General features: G+C 68.9%; 13 protein-coding genes and 1 pseudogene. 5 read left to right on the top strand and 9 right to left on the bottom strand.

Features of this window, described 5'->3' with window-relative positions:
* Nucleotides 1–35 precede the first annotated feature (35 nt).
* The 3 genes from ACODNG_RS08260 to ACODNG_RS08250 all read left to right on the top strand — a co-directional run bounded on the left by ACODNG_RS08260 (nt 36) and on the right by ACODNG_RS08250 (nt 2,291).
* Complete coding sequence (locus tag ACODNG_RS08260) at nt 36–1,244, top strand: LEA type 2 family protein (protein ID WP_434520925.1); 1,209 nt, start codon at nt 36–38, stop codon at nt 1,242–1,244.
* Nucleotides 1,245–1,326: 82 nt separating this feature from the next.
* Nucleotides 1,327–1,725: a dihydroneopterin aldolase family protein gene (locus ACODNG_RS08255; RefSeq protein ID WP_434520924.1), complete on the top strand. Its 399-nt coding sequence runs from the start codon at nt 1,327–1,329 to the stop codon at nt 1,723–1,725.
* 68 nt (nt 1,726–1,793) lie between these two features.
* Nucleotides 1,794–2,291 (top strand): hypothetical protein, encoded by a 498-nt coding sequence (locus ACODNG_RS08250; protein ID WP_434520923.1) that lies wholly within the window; start codon nt 1,794–1,796, stop codon nt 2,289–2,291.
* 65 nt (nt 2,292–2,356) lie between these two features.
* Here ACODNG_RS08250 and ACODNG_RS08245 read toward each other — a convergent pair whose 3' ends face one another.
* The 6 genes and pseudogenes from ACODNG_RS08245 to ACODNG_RS08220 all read right to left on the bottom strand — a co-directional run bounded on the left by ACODNG_RS08245 (nt 2,357) and on the right by ACODNG_RS08220 (nt 10,555).
* Entirely contained in the window at nt 2,357–3,715 is a 1,359-nt protein-coding gene (locus ACODNG_RS08245; RefSeq protein WP_434520922.1) for an ABC transporter ATP-binding protein, read from the bottom strand.
* Entirely contained in the window at nt 3,712–4,833 is a 1,122-nt protein-coding gene (locus tag ACODNG_RS08240; protein ID WP_434520921.1) for an ABC transporter ATP-binding protein, read from the bottom strand. The genes ACODNG_RS08245 and ACODNG_RS08240 overlap by 4 nt, the downstream gene beginning before the upstream one ends.
* 1 nt (nt 4,834) lies before the next feature.
* Complete coding sequence (locus ACODNG_RS08235) at nt 4,835–5,821, bottom strand: ABC transporter permease (protein ID WP_434520920.1); 987 nt, start codon at nt 5,819–5,821, stop codon at nt 4,835–4,837.
* Nucleotides 5,821–6,816, bottom strand: coding sequence for an ABC transporter permease (locus ACODNG_RS08230; RefSeq protein WP_434520919.1), 996 nt, complete (start codon nt 6,814–6,816; stop codon nt 5,821–5,823). Before ACODNG_RS08230 ends, ACODNG_RS08235 begins: the two co-directional genes overlap by 1 nt.
* Before the next feature lie 207 nt (nt 6,817–7,023).
* Nucleotides 7,024–8,673 (bottom strand): ABC transporter substrate-binding protein, encoded by a 1,650-nt coding sequence (locus tag ACODNG_RS08225; RefSeq protein ID WP_434520918.1) that lies wholly within the window; start codon nt 8,671–8,673, stop codon nt 7,024–7,026.
* A 225-nt stretch (nt 8,674–8,898) separates the two neighbouring features.
* A pseudogene (locus ACODNG_RS08220) lies at nt 8,899–10,555 on the bottom strand (GTPBP1 family GTP-binding protein).
* A 118-nt stretch (nt 10,556–10,673) separates the two neighbouring features.
* Here ACODNG_RS08220 and ACODNG_RS08215 point away from each other — a divergent pair.
* Nucleotides 10,674–11,522, top strand: coding sequence for an HFX_2341 family transcriptional regulator domain-containing protein (locus tag ACODNG_RS08215; protein ID WP_434520917.1), 849 nt, complete (start codon nt 10,674–10,676; stop codon nt 11,520–11,522).
* Between the two features lie 317 nt (nt 11,523–11,839).
* Here the strand turns inward: ACODNG_RS08215 and ACODNG_RS08210 are convergent, their stop codons facing one another.
* The gene (locus ACODNG_RS08210) at nt 11,840–12,856 is read right to left on the bottom strand and encodes a transcription initiation factor IIB (RefSeq protein WP_434520916.1); all 1,017 of its coding nucleotides are present in this window, start codon (nt 12,854–12,856) and stop codon (nt 11,840–11,842) included.
* Nucleotides 12,857–13,019: 163 nt separating this feature from the next.
* On the opposite strand from ACODNG_RS08210, the gene ACODNG_RS08205 reads away from it, so the two are divergent.
* Nucleotides 13,020–13,541 carry a hypothetical protein gene (locus ACODNG_RS08205; RefSeq protein ID WP_434520915.1) on the top strand — a complete coding sequence of 174 codons (522 nt, stop codon included), beginning with the start codon at nt 13,020–13,022 and terminating at the stop codon, nt 13,539–13,541.
* Nucleotides 13,542–13,554: 13 nt separating this feature from the next.
* On the opposite strand, the gene ACODNG_RS08200 is transcribed toward ACODNG_RS08205, so the two are convergent.
* Nucleotides 13,555–14,388 (bottom strand): ParA family protein, encoded by an 834-nt coding sequence (locus ACODNG_RS08200; protein ID WP_434523079.1) that lies wholly within the window; start codon nt 14,386–14,388, stop codon nt 13,555–13,557.
* Between the two features lie 76 nt (nt 14,389–14,464).
* The gene (locus tag ACODNG_RS08195) at nt 14,465–14,896 is read right to left on the bottom strand and encodes an HIT family protein (protein ID WP_434520914.1); all 432 of its coding nucleotides are present in this window, start codon (nt 14,894–14,896) and stop codon (nt 14,465–14,467) included.
* Nucleotides 14,897–14,989: the final 93 nt, after the last annotated feature.

Raw genomic sequence — 14,989 nt, 5'->3', positions numbered from 1 at the left:
GACACGACTTTATCCGGCGCTCGAAACACGCCGATATGGCTCTGACCGGCATCGTCTCGGCGCTCACTGCGGGGAAGCTCCGGATCGCCGTCGTCGGGCTGCTCGTCGTCGCTGCCGCGGTCGGCGGGGCGTTCGCGCTCGGCGCCCTCGGCGTCCCGAGCGTCGCCGCCGTGAACAACTCCTTCGGCGACGTGACGAACGAGACGACGGTCGTCGAGACCGACCTCGTCGTCTCGAACCCGAACCCGATCGGGGTCGGCCTCGACGGCGTCTCGATCAATTACACCGTCTCGATGAACGACGTCGAGATGGCGGCCGGCGGTCGCGAGGGCGTGGGCGTCGCCTCGGGGAACTCCTCGCTCGCGTTCGAGACGGCCTTGGAGAACGACGCGATCCCGCCGTGGTGGACCAGCCACGTCGAGAACGACGAGCGGACGACCGTCGCCATCGACGCGACGGTCACCTCGGACCTCCTCGGTCGGAGCGCGAACCTCACCCGCACCCGCGAAATCGAGACGGACCTCATCGGCGCGTTCACCTCCGACGAGACCCGCCCGGTCAACGCCGACTCGGCGCTGGTCGACGACCCGGTCCTCTACGTCAACGAAACGCGCGGCCGCTGGGGGACCGTGAGCGACGCCGAGACGCCGATCGAGATGGAGTTCGACGTGTACAATCCCAACCTCGAACCGTACGTGGTCTCTGAGATCGGCTACAACGTCACGATGAACGACGTTGAGATGGGTTCCGGGTCGACTGAGGAGGAGTACGTCATCCCCTCGTACGGCTCGGAGACGGTCGAAATCTCCACTGCGCTCCGAAACGACCGCCTCGACGAGTGGTGGGTCACCCACCTCGACGAGTCGGACAACGGCCACCAGGTAAGCGACCTCCGGATCGAGTTCTACGCGGTGGTCGAGTTCCCCTCGGGCGAGGAGCTCACCGTCCCGCTGGACGCGCTGACCTACGAGGAGACGATCGAGACAGACATCTTCGACGAGGGGATCCATCAGGGGAACGGAACGAGCGCCGACGGCTCGACTGACTCCGACGGCTCCGACGACGGGACGAGCGACGGTGAAAACACGAGCGACGACGGGGGTACCAGCGACGACGGCGATAACACGACTGACGACGACTCCGGAGACGACAACACGACTGACGACGACTCCGGAGACGACAACACGAGCGACGACGACTCCGGGGACGACGGCGGGATACTCCCTCTCGTCACCGACCGATAACCGCGGGCCGCCTCCCACATCTCGGCACGCACCCTCCGCTTCCCGTCCGAACCTTCTTGCCCGCTCGCGGCCGCGTTCCGGCATGGCAACCGACGCCCAGCAGGCGTGTTTCGAGGCCGGGATCAAGTTCGGCTCGCTGTACCACCAGTTCGCCGGCACGCCCGTCAGCCCGTCGAGCGCGCGGAGCCTGGAGTCCGCGATGGCGGAGGCAATCGAGAACCAACCGTACTGCGAGGCGGTCGACGTGACCATTCACGACGACCGCGTCGCCGACGCCATCGACCACGAGAACGGTTACACCGAACTCACCGGCTCGCTGATGGACGTCGAGATGCGGATCGACTACGAGGGCGTCGCGGTCCAGACTCGGATGGAGATGGAGGACGGCTACCCCCTGATGAAACTCGTCGCGGTGGCCGACGACGGCCCGTCGCGTTCCGGTGACGCCGCGCCGTCGCCCGACGCTGACCCGAACGCTTAGTACCGCGACACGCGTACGGCGACCCGAACGGCGGCCGACGTTCCGATCTCCCGCTTTCAGAGACTCACATGGTCGACAGACGCCACGACAGTCAGACGGACCGCACCGGCTTCGACGAGACGAAGAACTACCTCTCGACCGCCCTCGGCCGCGTGGTGCCGCGGGCGGTGGCGCGGCGAGCGATCGAGGTGACCGTCAGCACGGACGCCGCCGAGTACGCGCCGGACGAGCCGGTCGCGATCACCGTCGCGATCCGAAACCGCCTGCCGGTCCCAATCGAGGTCCCAACGTCCACCCGCCGCTCGTGGGGGTGGGCGGTCGACGGCGTCACGGAGGCCACCGACGAGCGGCGCTACGTGCGCGCCGACGAGTCCGCGCTGTCGCTCCGGGCCGGCGAGACGAAGCGGGCGACCGCCACGTGGAACGGCCGCTTCCGCCGCACCGACGACGACGGTCTCGATCGCTCGGTCCGGGCCGAGCGCGGGGACCACACGATCACCGCGTTCGTCCCGGTCCCCGACGCCGACGAACGCCACGAGGCCGTCACGCAGATACGGATCCGGTAGCCGTCAGAGAGCGCCGCGCCGCGATCAGCTTCTCCGGGACTCGAACCGCAGAAAAGCGAGCGCGGTCAGTCGTCGGCTTCCGGCCTGCCGGAACGCGCCGCGCCGTCGAGCGAGCGCTCGTCGACGGCGCTCGCGACCGCCTCGTCCCGTCGCAGGTGACACGCTGCGTAGTGGCGGTCGTCGCCCAGCTCCGATTCCAGCTCGTAGGCGGGGTTCGCCGTCGCGCAGACGCTCTCGTCCGCGAACCGTTCGGTGAGAAGTCGCTCGGCGTCCTCGAACTCGTCGCGCTCGATGTGGCCGAGCGCCTCGTCGAGCAGGGTGCCCGCGTCGCCGCTCGGCGTCGCCTCGTCGAAGTACCGGTCTCGGAGTACCTCGGGATCCGTCTCCTCGAACGCCCGGCGCTCGACTGCCCGCTGGAACTCCACGACATTCCGCCAGGCCTCGTCGGTCATGTCGTACGCCTCCGGCTGGATCACCTTCGGGCACCGCGTCCGGAACCGACAGCCCGACGGCGGGTCGATCGGCGACGGCACGTCGCCGGATAAAAGCGCCTTCCGCCCGCCGCTTCGTGGGTCGGGCACCGGGATCGCGTCGAGCAGCGCCTTCGTGTACGGGTGTTTCGGGTTCTCGAACAGCTCCTCTTTGTCGGCCAGTTCGACTATCTCGCCGAGGTACATCACCGCCACGCGGTCGGAGATGTGGCGGATGACGCTCAGGTCGTGCGCGATGAACAGGTAGGTGAGGTCGAACTCTTCCTGTAGCTCCTCCATCGTGTTGAGCACCTGCGCCTGGATCGAGACGTCGAGCGCCGACACCGGCTCGTCGCAGACGATGAAGTCGGGGTTCACCGACAGCGCCCGGGCGAGGTTCACGCGCTGCCGCTGTCCGCCGGAGAACGCGTGGGGGTATCGGTTGTAGTGTTGCGGGTCAAGTCCCACCTTCTCCAGCAGCTCCTTCGCGCGCGCCTCGCGCCCCTCCTCGTCGAGCATATCGTGGGCCTTCATCGGCTCCTCGACGATCGGGCCGACCTTCATCCGCGGGTCGAGCGACGACTGCGGGTCTTGGAAGATCATCTGCATGTCCTTCCGCATCCGCCGCAACGGCTCGCCGGACAGCGACGCGAGGTCTTCGCCCTGGAAGTAGACGCTCCCGTCGGTCGGTTCGAGCAGCCGGAGGACGGTGCGCGCGAGCGTCGACTTCCCGCAGCCGGACTCGCCGACGAGACCGAGGGTCTCCCCCTCCTTGATGTCGAAGCTCACGCCGTCGACGGCGCGGACGTCGGAGGACGACCGGGAGACGTACGGGAACTCGTCGTCGAGCTCGACGCCGGCCAGCAGCCCGCTCTCGTTGTCGAAGTGCTTCTGGAGGTTCCGAACCTGGAGCAGCGCCTCGGGGTCGGACTCGGGCGGACCGACCTCGCTCATTCCGCCTCACCTCCGGTCTCGGTGAACCCGGCGGAGAAGCCGCCGGTCGCCTGCGTGTCGATCGGCGGGCTCTCGTCGTACCCCACGTCGAACGCGTCGTGTTTCACGCACGCGGCCGTGTGGAGCGCCTCGCCCTCCTCGCTCAGGTCTCGCGGCTCGGGGTGGACCTCGCGGCACACTTCCCGGGCCTCGGGGCACCGGGAGTGGAACCGACAGCCGGAGGGCGGGTCGATCGCCTCCGGCATCACCCCCTCGATCGGCCTGAGCTCGTCGACCGTCCGGTCGGGGCGCGGCATCGAGTCGAGCAGCGCCGACGTGTACGGGTGTTTCGTGTCGTAAAACAGGTCGTCCACCTCGGCCTGCTCGATGATCTCGCCGAGGTACATCACGTTGACGCGGTCGCAGATCTCCGCGACGACGCTCATGTCGTGGGTGACCCAGATGAACGACGTGCCGTACTTCTCTTGGAGGTCGGTCACCATCTCGAGGATCTCGCCCTCGACGGTGACGTCGAGCGCGGTCGTCGGCTCGTCGGCGATGATCAGGTCGGGCTGACAGGCGAGCGCCATCGCGATCAGCACGCGCTGTCGCATCCCGCCGGAGAACTGGTGCGGGTACTCGTCGTACCGCGACTCCGGCGCCGGGATCCCGACCTCCCGGAGCATGTCGATCGCCTCCTCCTTTGCCTCGTCCGGGTCGAGGTCGCGGTTGATCTCGATGAACTCCCGGAGCTGTCCCCCGACGGTGAACACGGGGTTCAACGACTCCATCGGGTCCTGGAAGATGATCGCGATCTCCCGGCCGCGGATCTGTTTCCGCATCTCCTCTTCGGTGAGCATCTCGTCGCGGGGTCGTAACTCGCCGTCGTCGTCCTCTTCGAGTCCGAAGATCGTCTCGCCTTTGAACTCGATCTCGCCGCCGACGATCTCGCCGGGACTGTCGACGAGGCGGAGGATACTGGAGGTCGCGACGGACTTTCCGGCGCCCGACTCACCGACGAGCCCGACGATCTCTCCCTCGTGAACGTCGAAGGAGATGCCGTCGACGGCGCGGACCGTCCCGTCCTCGGTGAAGAACTGTGTCTTGAGATCGCGTACGCTGAGTAGTGGTTCGCTCATATCAGTTGTTTATCCGCGGATCGAGGGCGTCCTGGAGACCGTCGCCGAGAATGTTGAAGCCGATGACGGTGATCAGAATGGCGATTCCGGGGAAGATGCTGAACGTCGGCGCGGGGAGCATGTACCCCCGCGAGGCCGACAGCATCTGTCCCCACGACGGCGTCGGCGGCTGCGCGCCGAAGCCGAGGAACGAGAGACCGGCCACGATGAGGATGCTCACCCCGACCTGAAGCGTCGCCTGGACCAACACCGGCGCGAAGCTGTTCGGGATGATGTGCCGGAAGATGATGTTCCGGTCTTTCACCCCGGCGGCCCGGGCGGCCTCGACGTAGTCCTCCTCGCGGATGGACACCACGCGAGACCGGATGAGCCGGTTGAACACGGGGATAGCCGTGATCCCGACGCCGATCATCGCGAACGTGAGGTTCCGGCCGAACGCGGTCATGAACGCGATGACTAAGACGAGGAACGGGATCGCGTAGATCGTCTCCGTGACGCGCTGGAGCACGTCGTCGATCCAGCCGCCGTAGTAGCCGGAGACCGCGCCGATGACGGTGCCGCCGCCCAGTCCGATGGCCGTCGCGAGGAACCCGACGGTCATCGCGATCCGGGTCCCGTAAATGGTCCGGGAGAGCAGGTCGCGGCCGCGGTGGTCGGTGCCGAGCGGGTGTTCGAGCACGCCCTGCCCGAACTGGTTCTCCATGCCGACCGGTGGGAGCAGGCGCCGCACCTGATCCGGGTCGGTCTCCGGGTTGTACAGCACCGCCTCCGCGATCGCGTAGTTGAGGACGTAGTAGTCGAACGCGGCGAACACCGCGACGAACGTCATGAACCCGACGATGTAGGTCCCGATCCGCGCCGTCGTGTCCTGTCGGACCTGTTTCAGGGTGTATCGAAGGCCGACCCGGGCTTCCACCTCGTCGGGTCCGCCGCTCTCGTCGCCTCCGTCCGGCGTGTCGTCGTCCGAAGTTGCGCTGTTGATCGACATCAGTCTTCACCGTAGGTGACCCGCGGGTCGAGGTAGCTGTACGTGATGTCCGTGACGATGACGCCGATCACGTAGACGATCCCGAACACGAGCGTCGTCCCCATGATCAGCTCGTAGTCCTGGTTGTTGATCGCCGTGATGATCAGCCGGCCCATCCCCTGTATCTCGAAGACGGTCTCCGTGAGGACGGCGCCGCCGAGGGCGGTCGACAGCCCGAGACCGATGATGGTGATCACCGGGAGCTGCGCGACCTGGAACGCGTGTTTGCGGACGATCGTCGACTCGGGCACGCCGTACGCCCGGGCGAGCTTGACGTACTCGCCCTGAAGCGAGTCGACCATCGACGAGCGCTCGATCCGCGTGATCTGCGCCATCTGGAGCGTCCCGAGCGCGATCATCGGCAAGAAGAGGTGATGCGCCGACTGCCGAAGCACCTCCAGTTGCGTCGCCGCCCCCCGAACGTCCGCCGGGTTGGCCCACGGGAGGACGAGTCCCCGCGCGGGGAACCACCCGAGGTAGAACGCGAAGACGATGATCAACACCAGCCCGATCCAGAACGACGGGGTCGAGACGCCGATCAGCGAGACGATCCGGGAGACGTGGTCGGCCGGCTCGTTCCGCCGCTTCGCCGAGATGACGCCGAGCGGGATCGCGGTGACGATCGCGAACGCGAACGCGGACAGCATGAGCAGCAGCGTCACCGGGAGCCGGAGCATGATCATCTCGAGGACCGGCCGGTCGTAGTAGATGCTGAGCCCGAGATCCCCAGTCGCGACGCCGCTGAGGTATGTGAAGTACCGCACGTATATCGGGCGGTCGAGACCGTAGCGGGCTCGGATCGCCTCGACCTGCTCCTGTGCCGGCGTCGGTCCCAGCATGATCTCGACCGGGTCGCCGGGGATCTGGTTTGCCAGGAAGAAGGTTATTGTCACGATACCTATCAGTACGGGTATCGCCTGTGCGAACCGCCGGAGTGTGTACCGAAGTAAACTCACTGTCGTGGATCTCTCGTTGCTTCGATTCGGTCTTTGCTGTCGCTTATCCGTTTCGCTCCCGCCGACGCATCAAGACGGTGGCCGCAGCCGGCCGCCGAACGCACCGATGGCCACCCGAAGGGCTGGCGTTCGGCCGTGGACGGCCGTATCCGCGCCGCGATCCGTCGCGTTTCCGTTTCGATTCGTCGCGTTCGTTTTCCGCCCGAATTACCGGGACACGGTAACGTCGTCCACCTGAACCTCCGACGAGATCGGGTGCGAGCTGAAGCCCTCCACGACGTTGCGCACGCCGTAGGAGTTGTTCAGGTTGTACGCCGGGAGGTGGACGCGGCCTTCGAGCAGCGTCGTCGTCGCGTCGATGTACAGCTGCCGGCGCTCCTCGCGGTCGGCGGACTCGCGGGCCTGCGTCAGCATCTCGGACGCCTCATCGTACTCGTGGAACGTCCCGTTGTTGACGCCGTTCGTCTCCTGACTCAGCAGGTTGTACACGAACGCGTCCGGGTCCGGGGAGCCGGACCAGCCCAGCGTGTACATGTTGTAGTCGTCCTCGCTGTTCGGCCCGTCGTCGCTCTGGTACGCCTCGGTGAACGTCCCCCAGTCGAGCCGCTGGACCTGGACGTTCTCGAAACCGGCGTTCTGAAGCCCGTCGCCAATCGAGATGCCGATCTGCTCGCGCATGTCGTCCGGCGGGACGATGATCCGCCAGTCGTAGTCCATCGGAATGCCCGCCTCGTCGAACAGCGCCTGCGCCTCCTCGAGGTCCTGATCGTGGGGGATGTTCGACCACTCGTCGACGGGGAAATCCCACTCCTCGGAGATCGAGGACGGGTACGGCGCGTACTGGCGGACGCCGGACGGCTCGACGAAGTTCGAGACCGCCTGATCCATCGAGAAGCAGTAGTCGACCGCCTCCCGGACGAGCGGATCGCTCGTCGGACCGTCGGCGCAGTTGAACGCGAGGTAGAAGTACCCGACGCCGGGCGACTCCGTGACCGAGGCGTTCTGGTTCCCCTCGACGGTCTCGTACAGCTGCGGCGGGATCGTCTCGATGATGTCGACGTTCCCCGTCTCCAGCTCGGTGACGCGGGTCGTCTGCTCCTCGATCGGGTCGAACTCGATCGTACCGATCTCCGGGAGGTTATCGCTGTCCCAGTAGTCGTCCCACCGCTCGACGGTCGCGTAGTCCTCCGGCTCCCACTCGACGAGCTGGAACGGACCGGAGCCGACGGGGTCCTGGTTGTACGCCTCGGTGTCCTCTTGGCGGACGGAGGCGTTGACGACGCTGCGGACCATGGCGATCGTGAACGCGCCATAGGGGTACGACAGGTCGAACTGCGCGGTGTGTTCGTCGATCGCCTCCGCGGTGTCGACCATGTCGACCTCTGAGGCGTTCTCCGTCTGCTCCTCGACCGGGGCCGTTATCGTGTGGATGACGTCCTCCGCGGTGACGGGGTCGCCGTTCTGGAACTCGGCGTCCTCGCGGATCGGGACGATGTACCGCGTGCCGTCGCGCTCGACCGTCGGCTCTTCGGCCGCGATCTTCGGCTCGATGCCGACGCCGTCGCCGTACTCGTAGAGACCGTCGAATATCTGCCCCGTGATCTGGGCCGACGGCACGTCGTTCATGACGATCGGGTCCATGTCGAGCGGTCCCTTCACCTGCGAGAAGTACAGGGTCGGGGCGCTCCCGCCGTCGGAGCCGTCGGAGCCGTCGGAGCCGTTTCCGCCGTCGCCACCGTCGGAGCCGTCGCCACCGTCTCCGCCACCGGTACATCCGGCAAGCAGGAGGGAGGTGCCAGCTGCCCCGCCGGCGAGGACCTTCCGTCGCGAAATGCGTTGTGTGTGTTGTCGACGCATACAGCCGAACTCTTGTTTCTCTCTAATAAGTATTTTGGGACACTCTGTTCGTATGGTCACCTCTGTTCGCTGTGTTGTCCTTTTGTACATCCCGATGCCCGCAAACGTCGTCCGAATCAGCAACTCGACTGACAGGATTCGGAGTTCGACGGTCGAAGTTCGGTATCCGCTGCTCAAATGTGACTCGCGCGCGTACTCGATGGAAGACCATACTCGGTTCGGGAGTTACCGATCGGCGGGCGACGCTTCCTCTCTTGCCCCGTCGACACCCGTCACGGTTCCGACGCCCTTGCTCGACCCCTCGCGGAAGACGAACCGCTGTCCCTCCTCGATCAGGTACGGCCGGAACTTGAACCGGACGCGCGCTCGGCCCGTGTCGCCCGGGAGCAGCCGTCCGTTCTCCGGGAAGAACGCGGCCGCCTCGGAGACGGTTTCGAGGTGAACCACCGGCTCGTACCCCTCCTGGATCCGGGTCGGGTGGTTCAACACCATCACCTCGGCGTCGAACTCGCGAACCGGTTCCGGCTCGCTGTCCCGGGGCACCAGGGCCATCCCGCGCTCGATCTCAGCCTCGTCGACGCCCTTCAACGCGACGCCGACGATGCGGCCGGCGGTCGCCTTGTCGACCCGGTGGTAGTCGGATCTCGATCGACCGCACCTCCACCTCGCGGAAGGAGCCGTCGGGCATGGGGCCGAGCAGGAGTTCGTCGCCGGTCTCGACGGTCCCGGAGTTCACCGTCCCGGACGCGACCGCCCCCACGCCAGTCACCTTGTAGCTCCGGTCGACGTACATCCGGAAGGTCTCGCGGTCTGGCGTCGCGCGCTTCGGCAGGCGCTCGAACAGGTGATCGAGCGTCTCGATCCCGTCTTTCGTCACCGCGCTGGTCCGCAGCAGGGGGACGACCCCGTCGCCGACCTCCGCGACCGCGGTGTCGACCCCGTGGCGGTCGACGAGCAGCGGGGTCTGTCCGGCGTCTCGGAGCACCGACTCGACCTCGCGCTCGACCGCGGCGAGCCGGTCGTCGCTCACGGCGTCCGCCTTCGTGATCGCGACGATCGTCGGCAGCTCGGTCGCGAGCAGGATCCCGAGGTGTTCGCGGGTCGTCTTCGTCGGGCCGTCGTCGGCCGCGACGACGAGGAGTCCGTAGTCGAGCTTCTGGCCGACCAGTCCCCGGATCGTCGTCCGGAGCCACGGCTCGTGGCCGACGGTGTCGACGAACGAGACGAGCCGGTCCGCCTCCTCGACGATCCCGGCGCGGTCGGCCTTGCGGTGCGGGTTGTCCATGCGGACCGGCTCGTCGGTGTCGTCCGCGAACCCGTACACCGCGTACGAGAGGTCCGCGGAGAGGCCGCGCTCGACCTCGTGGGGCTGGACGTCGAGGAAGCCGCGCGTGCCGCCCTGCCCGTCGTCAGCGCGCCCGGTGACGAGCGTGCCCACGAGCGTCGACTTCCCGTGGTCGACGTGGCCGGCGGTGCCGACCACGAGGTGGTCCTCGTCGGCCTCGAACACGCCGCCGTCGCGGAGCGTGGCCAGCCCGACCAGCCCCGCCTCCTCGGCGTCGCCCCCGTCGCCGGCGCTCCACGTCTCGACGTCGGCGATGTGGGCGTCCGCCTCGTCGGCCAGAAGCGACAACACGTCCATCGTCTCGGAGAAGCTCTGGGGCGTGATCCCGGCCAAACCGCCGTCGTCGGTGACGCCGAGGACGTAGGTCGCCTCGCCGTCGCCGGAGAGCACGCGGTGGCGGAGCTGGGCCACGAGCGACTCCATACGCCCGTCGGCCAGGTGGACCTCCCGCGTCAGCCGCTCTTTGAACTCGATGGCGCCGCCGTCCTGCTCGCCGCGCTCGATGGCCCGCCGGAGGGCGGACCGGTCAGCGCTCATGTCGCCTCGTAAGCGACAGCCGGGCTTAACGGTTTTCGTGGTACGTGACCCCACGGCTCGTGATCGGTCCCGAGCGCTCCGTGGGACTATTCAACCGAGCGCCGCGGACAACGCCGGTATGGACACCTCGGTCCCCAGCGTCGCCGAACGCCGCGTTCACGTGGTCCCGCTCGGCTACGAGCGCGACCGGATCGTCGAACCCCTCCGCCGCCACGGCGCCGACGTCGCGTACCTGCTCGTCGACGCCCCCGACCGCGACGGGGCCCGCGGCGACGTGGACTTCGCGGCGGCCAGCGCCTCGGACCCCGACGCCACCCGCGTCGACCCCGACGAACTCACCGACTACCAGCGCGACGCGTGGACGGCGATCGCTGAGTTCGCCGAGGTCAGACCCATCCCCGTCGCGCTCGCGGACGTGTACGACGCGCTCGGCGTGACGACGACCGTCGCCGCTCGCCACCAAGCGAGCGCGGAGGACGGTGACCGCCTCTTCGGGAACGTCTCGACCGGGCCGCGGATCGCCGCGGTCGGCGTCGCGATGGCCTGTATGATCGTCGGCGCGCGCCCCTACAGCGTCGAGCCCGAACGGCACCGCCACGACCGGCGCGAGGAGCCGCTCACCGAGGGCGTCGAGCGCACCGTCGACCTGCCCATCTATCCGATGGACGCCCCGACGACCGACCAGGTCGCCGTGCTCGGTCGGCTCAACGACCGCGCCGAGGGGAGCCTGACCACGGACAAGTGGAACCTGATCGAGTGGGCACGAGAGCGCGAGCTGTCGTTCCTCCGCGAGGCGGGCGAGAGCCGGACCGCGAAGTACCGCGCCTTAGAGACGCACGTCCTCTCGCCGCTGCGCGAGCGCGGCTACGTCGAACTGGAGGACATCGGGCGCTCCGACACCGTGCGGCTCACTGAGACCGGTCGCCGCGTCTTCTTCGCGTTCAAGCACAAGATCGACGGTCGGTGACGGAGGTCTCCCGGCGTGGGCGGTCGAGGAAACGGTAACCGGTCGACACGTACGCCGCGATTCGTCCGATTCGAACCAATTGTTCGGTCTATCCGTACTGTCGACAGCTAACGTAGAACTATCCCCCGGACTTGGATTTAGATGCGTGACGCCCGCCGGGCGGTCGGGGCGCCCTCCCTGCCCTCCACACCGCCTGTCCGCTATCGGCCGCCGGTCGCCGACGCTCCCTCTCGCGGCGACCGGCCCCCGCTGACGCCGCCGCGTCCGCTCGGCGGATCGTCACGAACCGACGGATCTCCCGTCGGTGTTTCTCCGACTCACTCGTCGGTAAGGTCGACGTACGTCCGCCGGACGGTCACCGGCGTCACGTCGGCCACGTCGGCGGCCTCCTGCTGGGTGTACTCCGCGTCCAGTTCGCGGGCCGCGGTGTAGAGGCAGGCGGCCGCGACGCCGACCGGGTTGCGGCCGTTCGCGATCCCCTCCTCGACGGCGCGCTCGGCGAGTTCGCCGGCGCGGCGCTCGACGGCGGGGTCGCAGCCGAGGTCGCTGGCGAACCGGGGAAGGTACTCCGCGGGACCGCTCGGCGCGATCGGGAGGCCGAGCTCGCGGTTCATCGCGTCGAAGGCGGCCCGATGCTCGTCCTCCGTCGCCTTCGCCTCGGCGCACACCTCGCCGACCGTGCGGGCCACGTCGGCGGTGCGGCAGGCGACGTAGACGCAGGCGGCCGAAAAGCCCTCCAGCGAGCGCCCGCGGAGCAGGCTCTCCTCCTGCGCGGAGTCGAACAGCGCGCAGGCGGCGTCGCGGACGCTGTCTGGCAGTCCCATTACCCCGGTGAGACGCCGTATCTCGGTGTAGGCGTACACCTTGTTGCGGTCGCGCTTCGTCGAGATCTGCGCGCGGTTGTGCTGGGTCCGCATCCGGGCGAGCCGCCGGCGCTTGCGCCCCTTCACCTTCGTCGACCGGCCGATCTCCGTCGAGAGGCCGCGGTCGTGGCGGGAGCGCGTCAGCGGCGCGCCGGTGCGTTTGGGGTTCGCGTCGTCGTCGTCGAACGACCGCCACTCCGGGCCGTGGTCGATCCGGTCGGCATCGACGACCAGCCCGCAGTCGGTACAGACGCGCTCCGCGCCCTCGACGCGCGTGCGGCCGCCGCACTCCGGACACGTCTCGCGGTCGCCGGTCTCGTCGGCGGACGCGGTCTCGCCGCCCGCCGTCTCGTCGCGGGCGGTCTCGTCGGCCGCCCGGGCGCGGTCGGCGGTCGCGGCGCGGTCCGTCGTCGCGACGTCGTCGGTCTCGGTACGGGGCGAACGAACGCGGGTCGAGCGTGCGTCACTCATCACACGTCGAACTCCGGCCCGATCCCTTACTTAAACCCGGGTGGATCGGCGGTCGATCGGCCCGATCGCGACGCTCGAACCGACCGGTTACCGGTCGGTAACCCGACGGTCGACGGCGCCGCAGTACGGTGGTTTTAACCATCCGTGCGGCCCATCGGTTCGCATGACGCTGTCGGATATCGCGGCCGGGGTCGAGGTGACCTCGCGCCAGCGCGATCGGGGGGTCGCGCTCGCGGACGACACGGAGACGCCGCTCGTCGATCGCCTGTCGGACCACGCCGAGTCGCTCCCGTGTACGCCCGCGGCGACCGCCACGCTCGTCGACGCCTACACCGCCGGCCGGAGCGTCGGCGACGCGGCGCGGGAGGCGGGCGTCTCCCCGATGACGGCCGCGAAGGCGCTCCACCGGTGCGGCGTCGCGGGGATCTGTCCGCTCTCACCGACCGGGTGCGACGTCGTCCGCGACTGGCTCGCGGGCCGGACCTCCCGGAGCGAGGCCGTCGAACTCACCGGCGGCGACGAGGCGGACTTCGCGCTGGCAACGTACGTCGAGACGCACGACCCCGTCGACGCCGTCGCGGAGGCGGTCGACGCGCAGGTCGCCGGGTCGGCGCCGCTCGGGGACGGACTCGGCGGCGACGACCCCCTCGGCGACGCGCTCGGCTCCACCGACGGGCTCCGCTGAGGTTCGACTTCTCTCAGGGCGTGAACCGTTCGATCAGCCCTTTCTCCGGGAACTCCACGCCGAGCGAGGTGTCGAACGCGGTCTCGTAGGCGGCCGCGATCGCCCGCGCGTACGCGTCGTCTCCCGTCGCCGCGGTCGGCGCGGCCGCGACCTCGGGGTCGGTGGCCGGCACGCGGACGACCCCGGCGTCGCCGTCGTCGCGCTCTCCGTCGCCTCCGCCGCCGGTTCCGGGTCGTTCCACCGCGAGCGTCGCGTCGAGGCTCCCGCCCACGTCGGCGATTCGCCCGCGGAGCCGCTGTGCCGCGTCGCTGCCGTGGGCCGTCGCCGGCCTGACCGCGACCGCGCGGTCGACGCTCGTCGCGGCCGCGACCGCCTCGTTCGAGCCGGCCGGCGCGGCGTCGACGACCACCGCGTCGTACGTCGTCGCCGCCTCGTCGATGCGGCGCTCCAGCTTCCGGGCGGCCTCCGCGGTCTTCGCCCGCGCGACGCGCTCGAAGGGCGCCCGCGCCGGCACCGCGTCGACGCGTCCCGGGAGGTCCGGCGCGTCGCTCCCGCCGTCCGCCCCGTTTCCGGCGCCGACCCCCGACCGCTTAGCGTCCTCGCGCGTTCCGGCGATCGGGTACGCCGCCGCCGACAGCGCGGCGTCTGGATCGTCGGTGAGGAGCGCGGTGAGGTCCGGGTCGATCCGCCCGGCCACGTACTCGGAGAGCCCCTGCGTCGTGAACGCGGCGTCGACAACCGCGACGTCGTCGCCGTCGCGCGCGCCTGTCGCCGCCAGCTCGACCGCGGTCCGCGTCGTCCCCGCGCCGCCGGTCGCCCCGACCAGCGCGAGCGTCGTCGCCTGGATGCCCCGGTCTCGCCGGAGCCGATTCTTAAAAAGAGCGAAGCCGAGCGGCGGCGCGGTGCGTGACTCGGTCGCGTTCCTACCCGTCTATCGCGGCCGCCACGTCCTCGGCGACGGCGTCGAGTTCGTCGTCCGAGAGGTCGGGCCGGGCGCCCGCGACGGCGTGGATCGGCGCGCCGCCGTCGCCCTCGAACCGCGGAACCACGTGAACGTGGACGTGGGGAACCTCCTGGCCCGCCGCCTCGCCGTCGTTGACACCGACGTTGGCCCCGTCGGCGTCGACCGCGTCCTGGATCTTCGGCGTGAGCGACGCGACCGCTTCGAACAGGTCGCTCGCGAGGGCGGCGTCGAGGTCGCCGACGTGCTGCGCGTGGGACTTGGGAATTACTAGCGTGTGCCCGCGCGCGAGTGGGTTCGCGTCCAGAAACGCCAGCACCGAGTCGGTCTCGTACACGGTTCGCGCCGGGATGTCGCCGGCGACGATCGAACAGAAGATACAGTCGTCGGACATACGCGACCGATCGCTCGGGCGTCCCATCAAGGTTTCCCGGGGGCGCGGTGACGGCGTTCCTCGCGGTGTCGCCGTCGAGGGGCGTCCGGGGAC

Source organism: Halorubrum sp. AS12 (assembly GCF_051122765.1).
In the GTDB taxonomy this organism is placed as follows: Archaea; Halobacteriota; Halobacteria; order Halobacteriales; family Haloferacaceae; genus Halorubrum; species Halorubrum trapanicum.
This window is presented reverse-complemented; position numbering and strand designations above follow the sequence as displayed.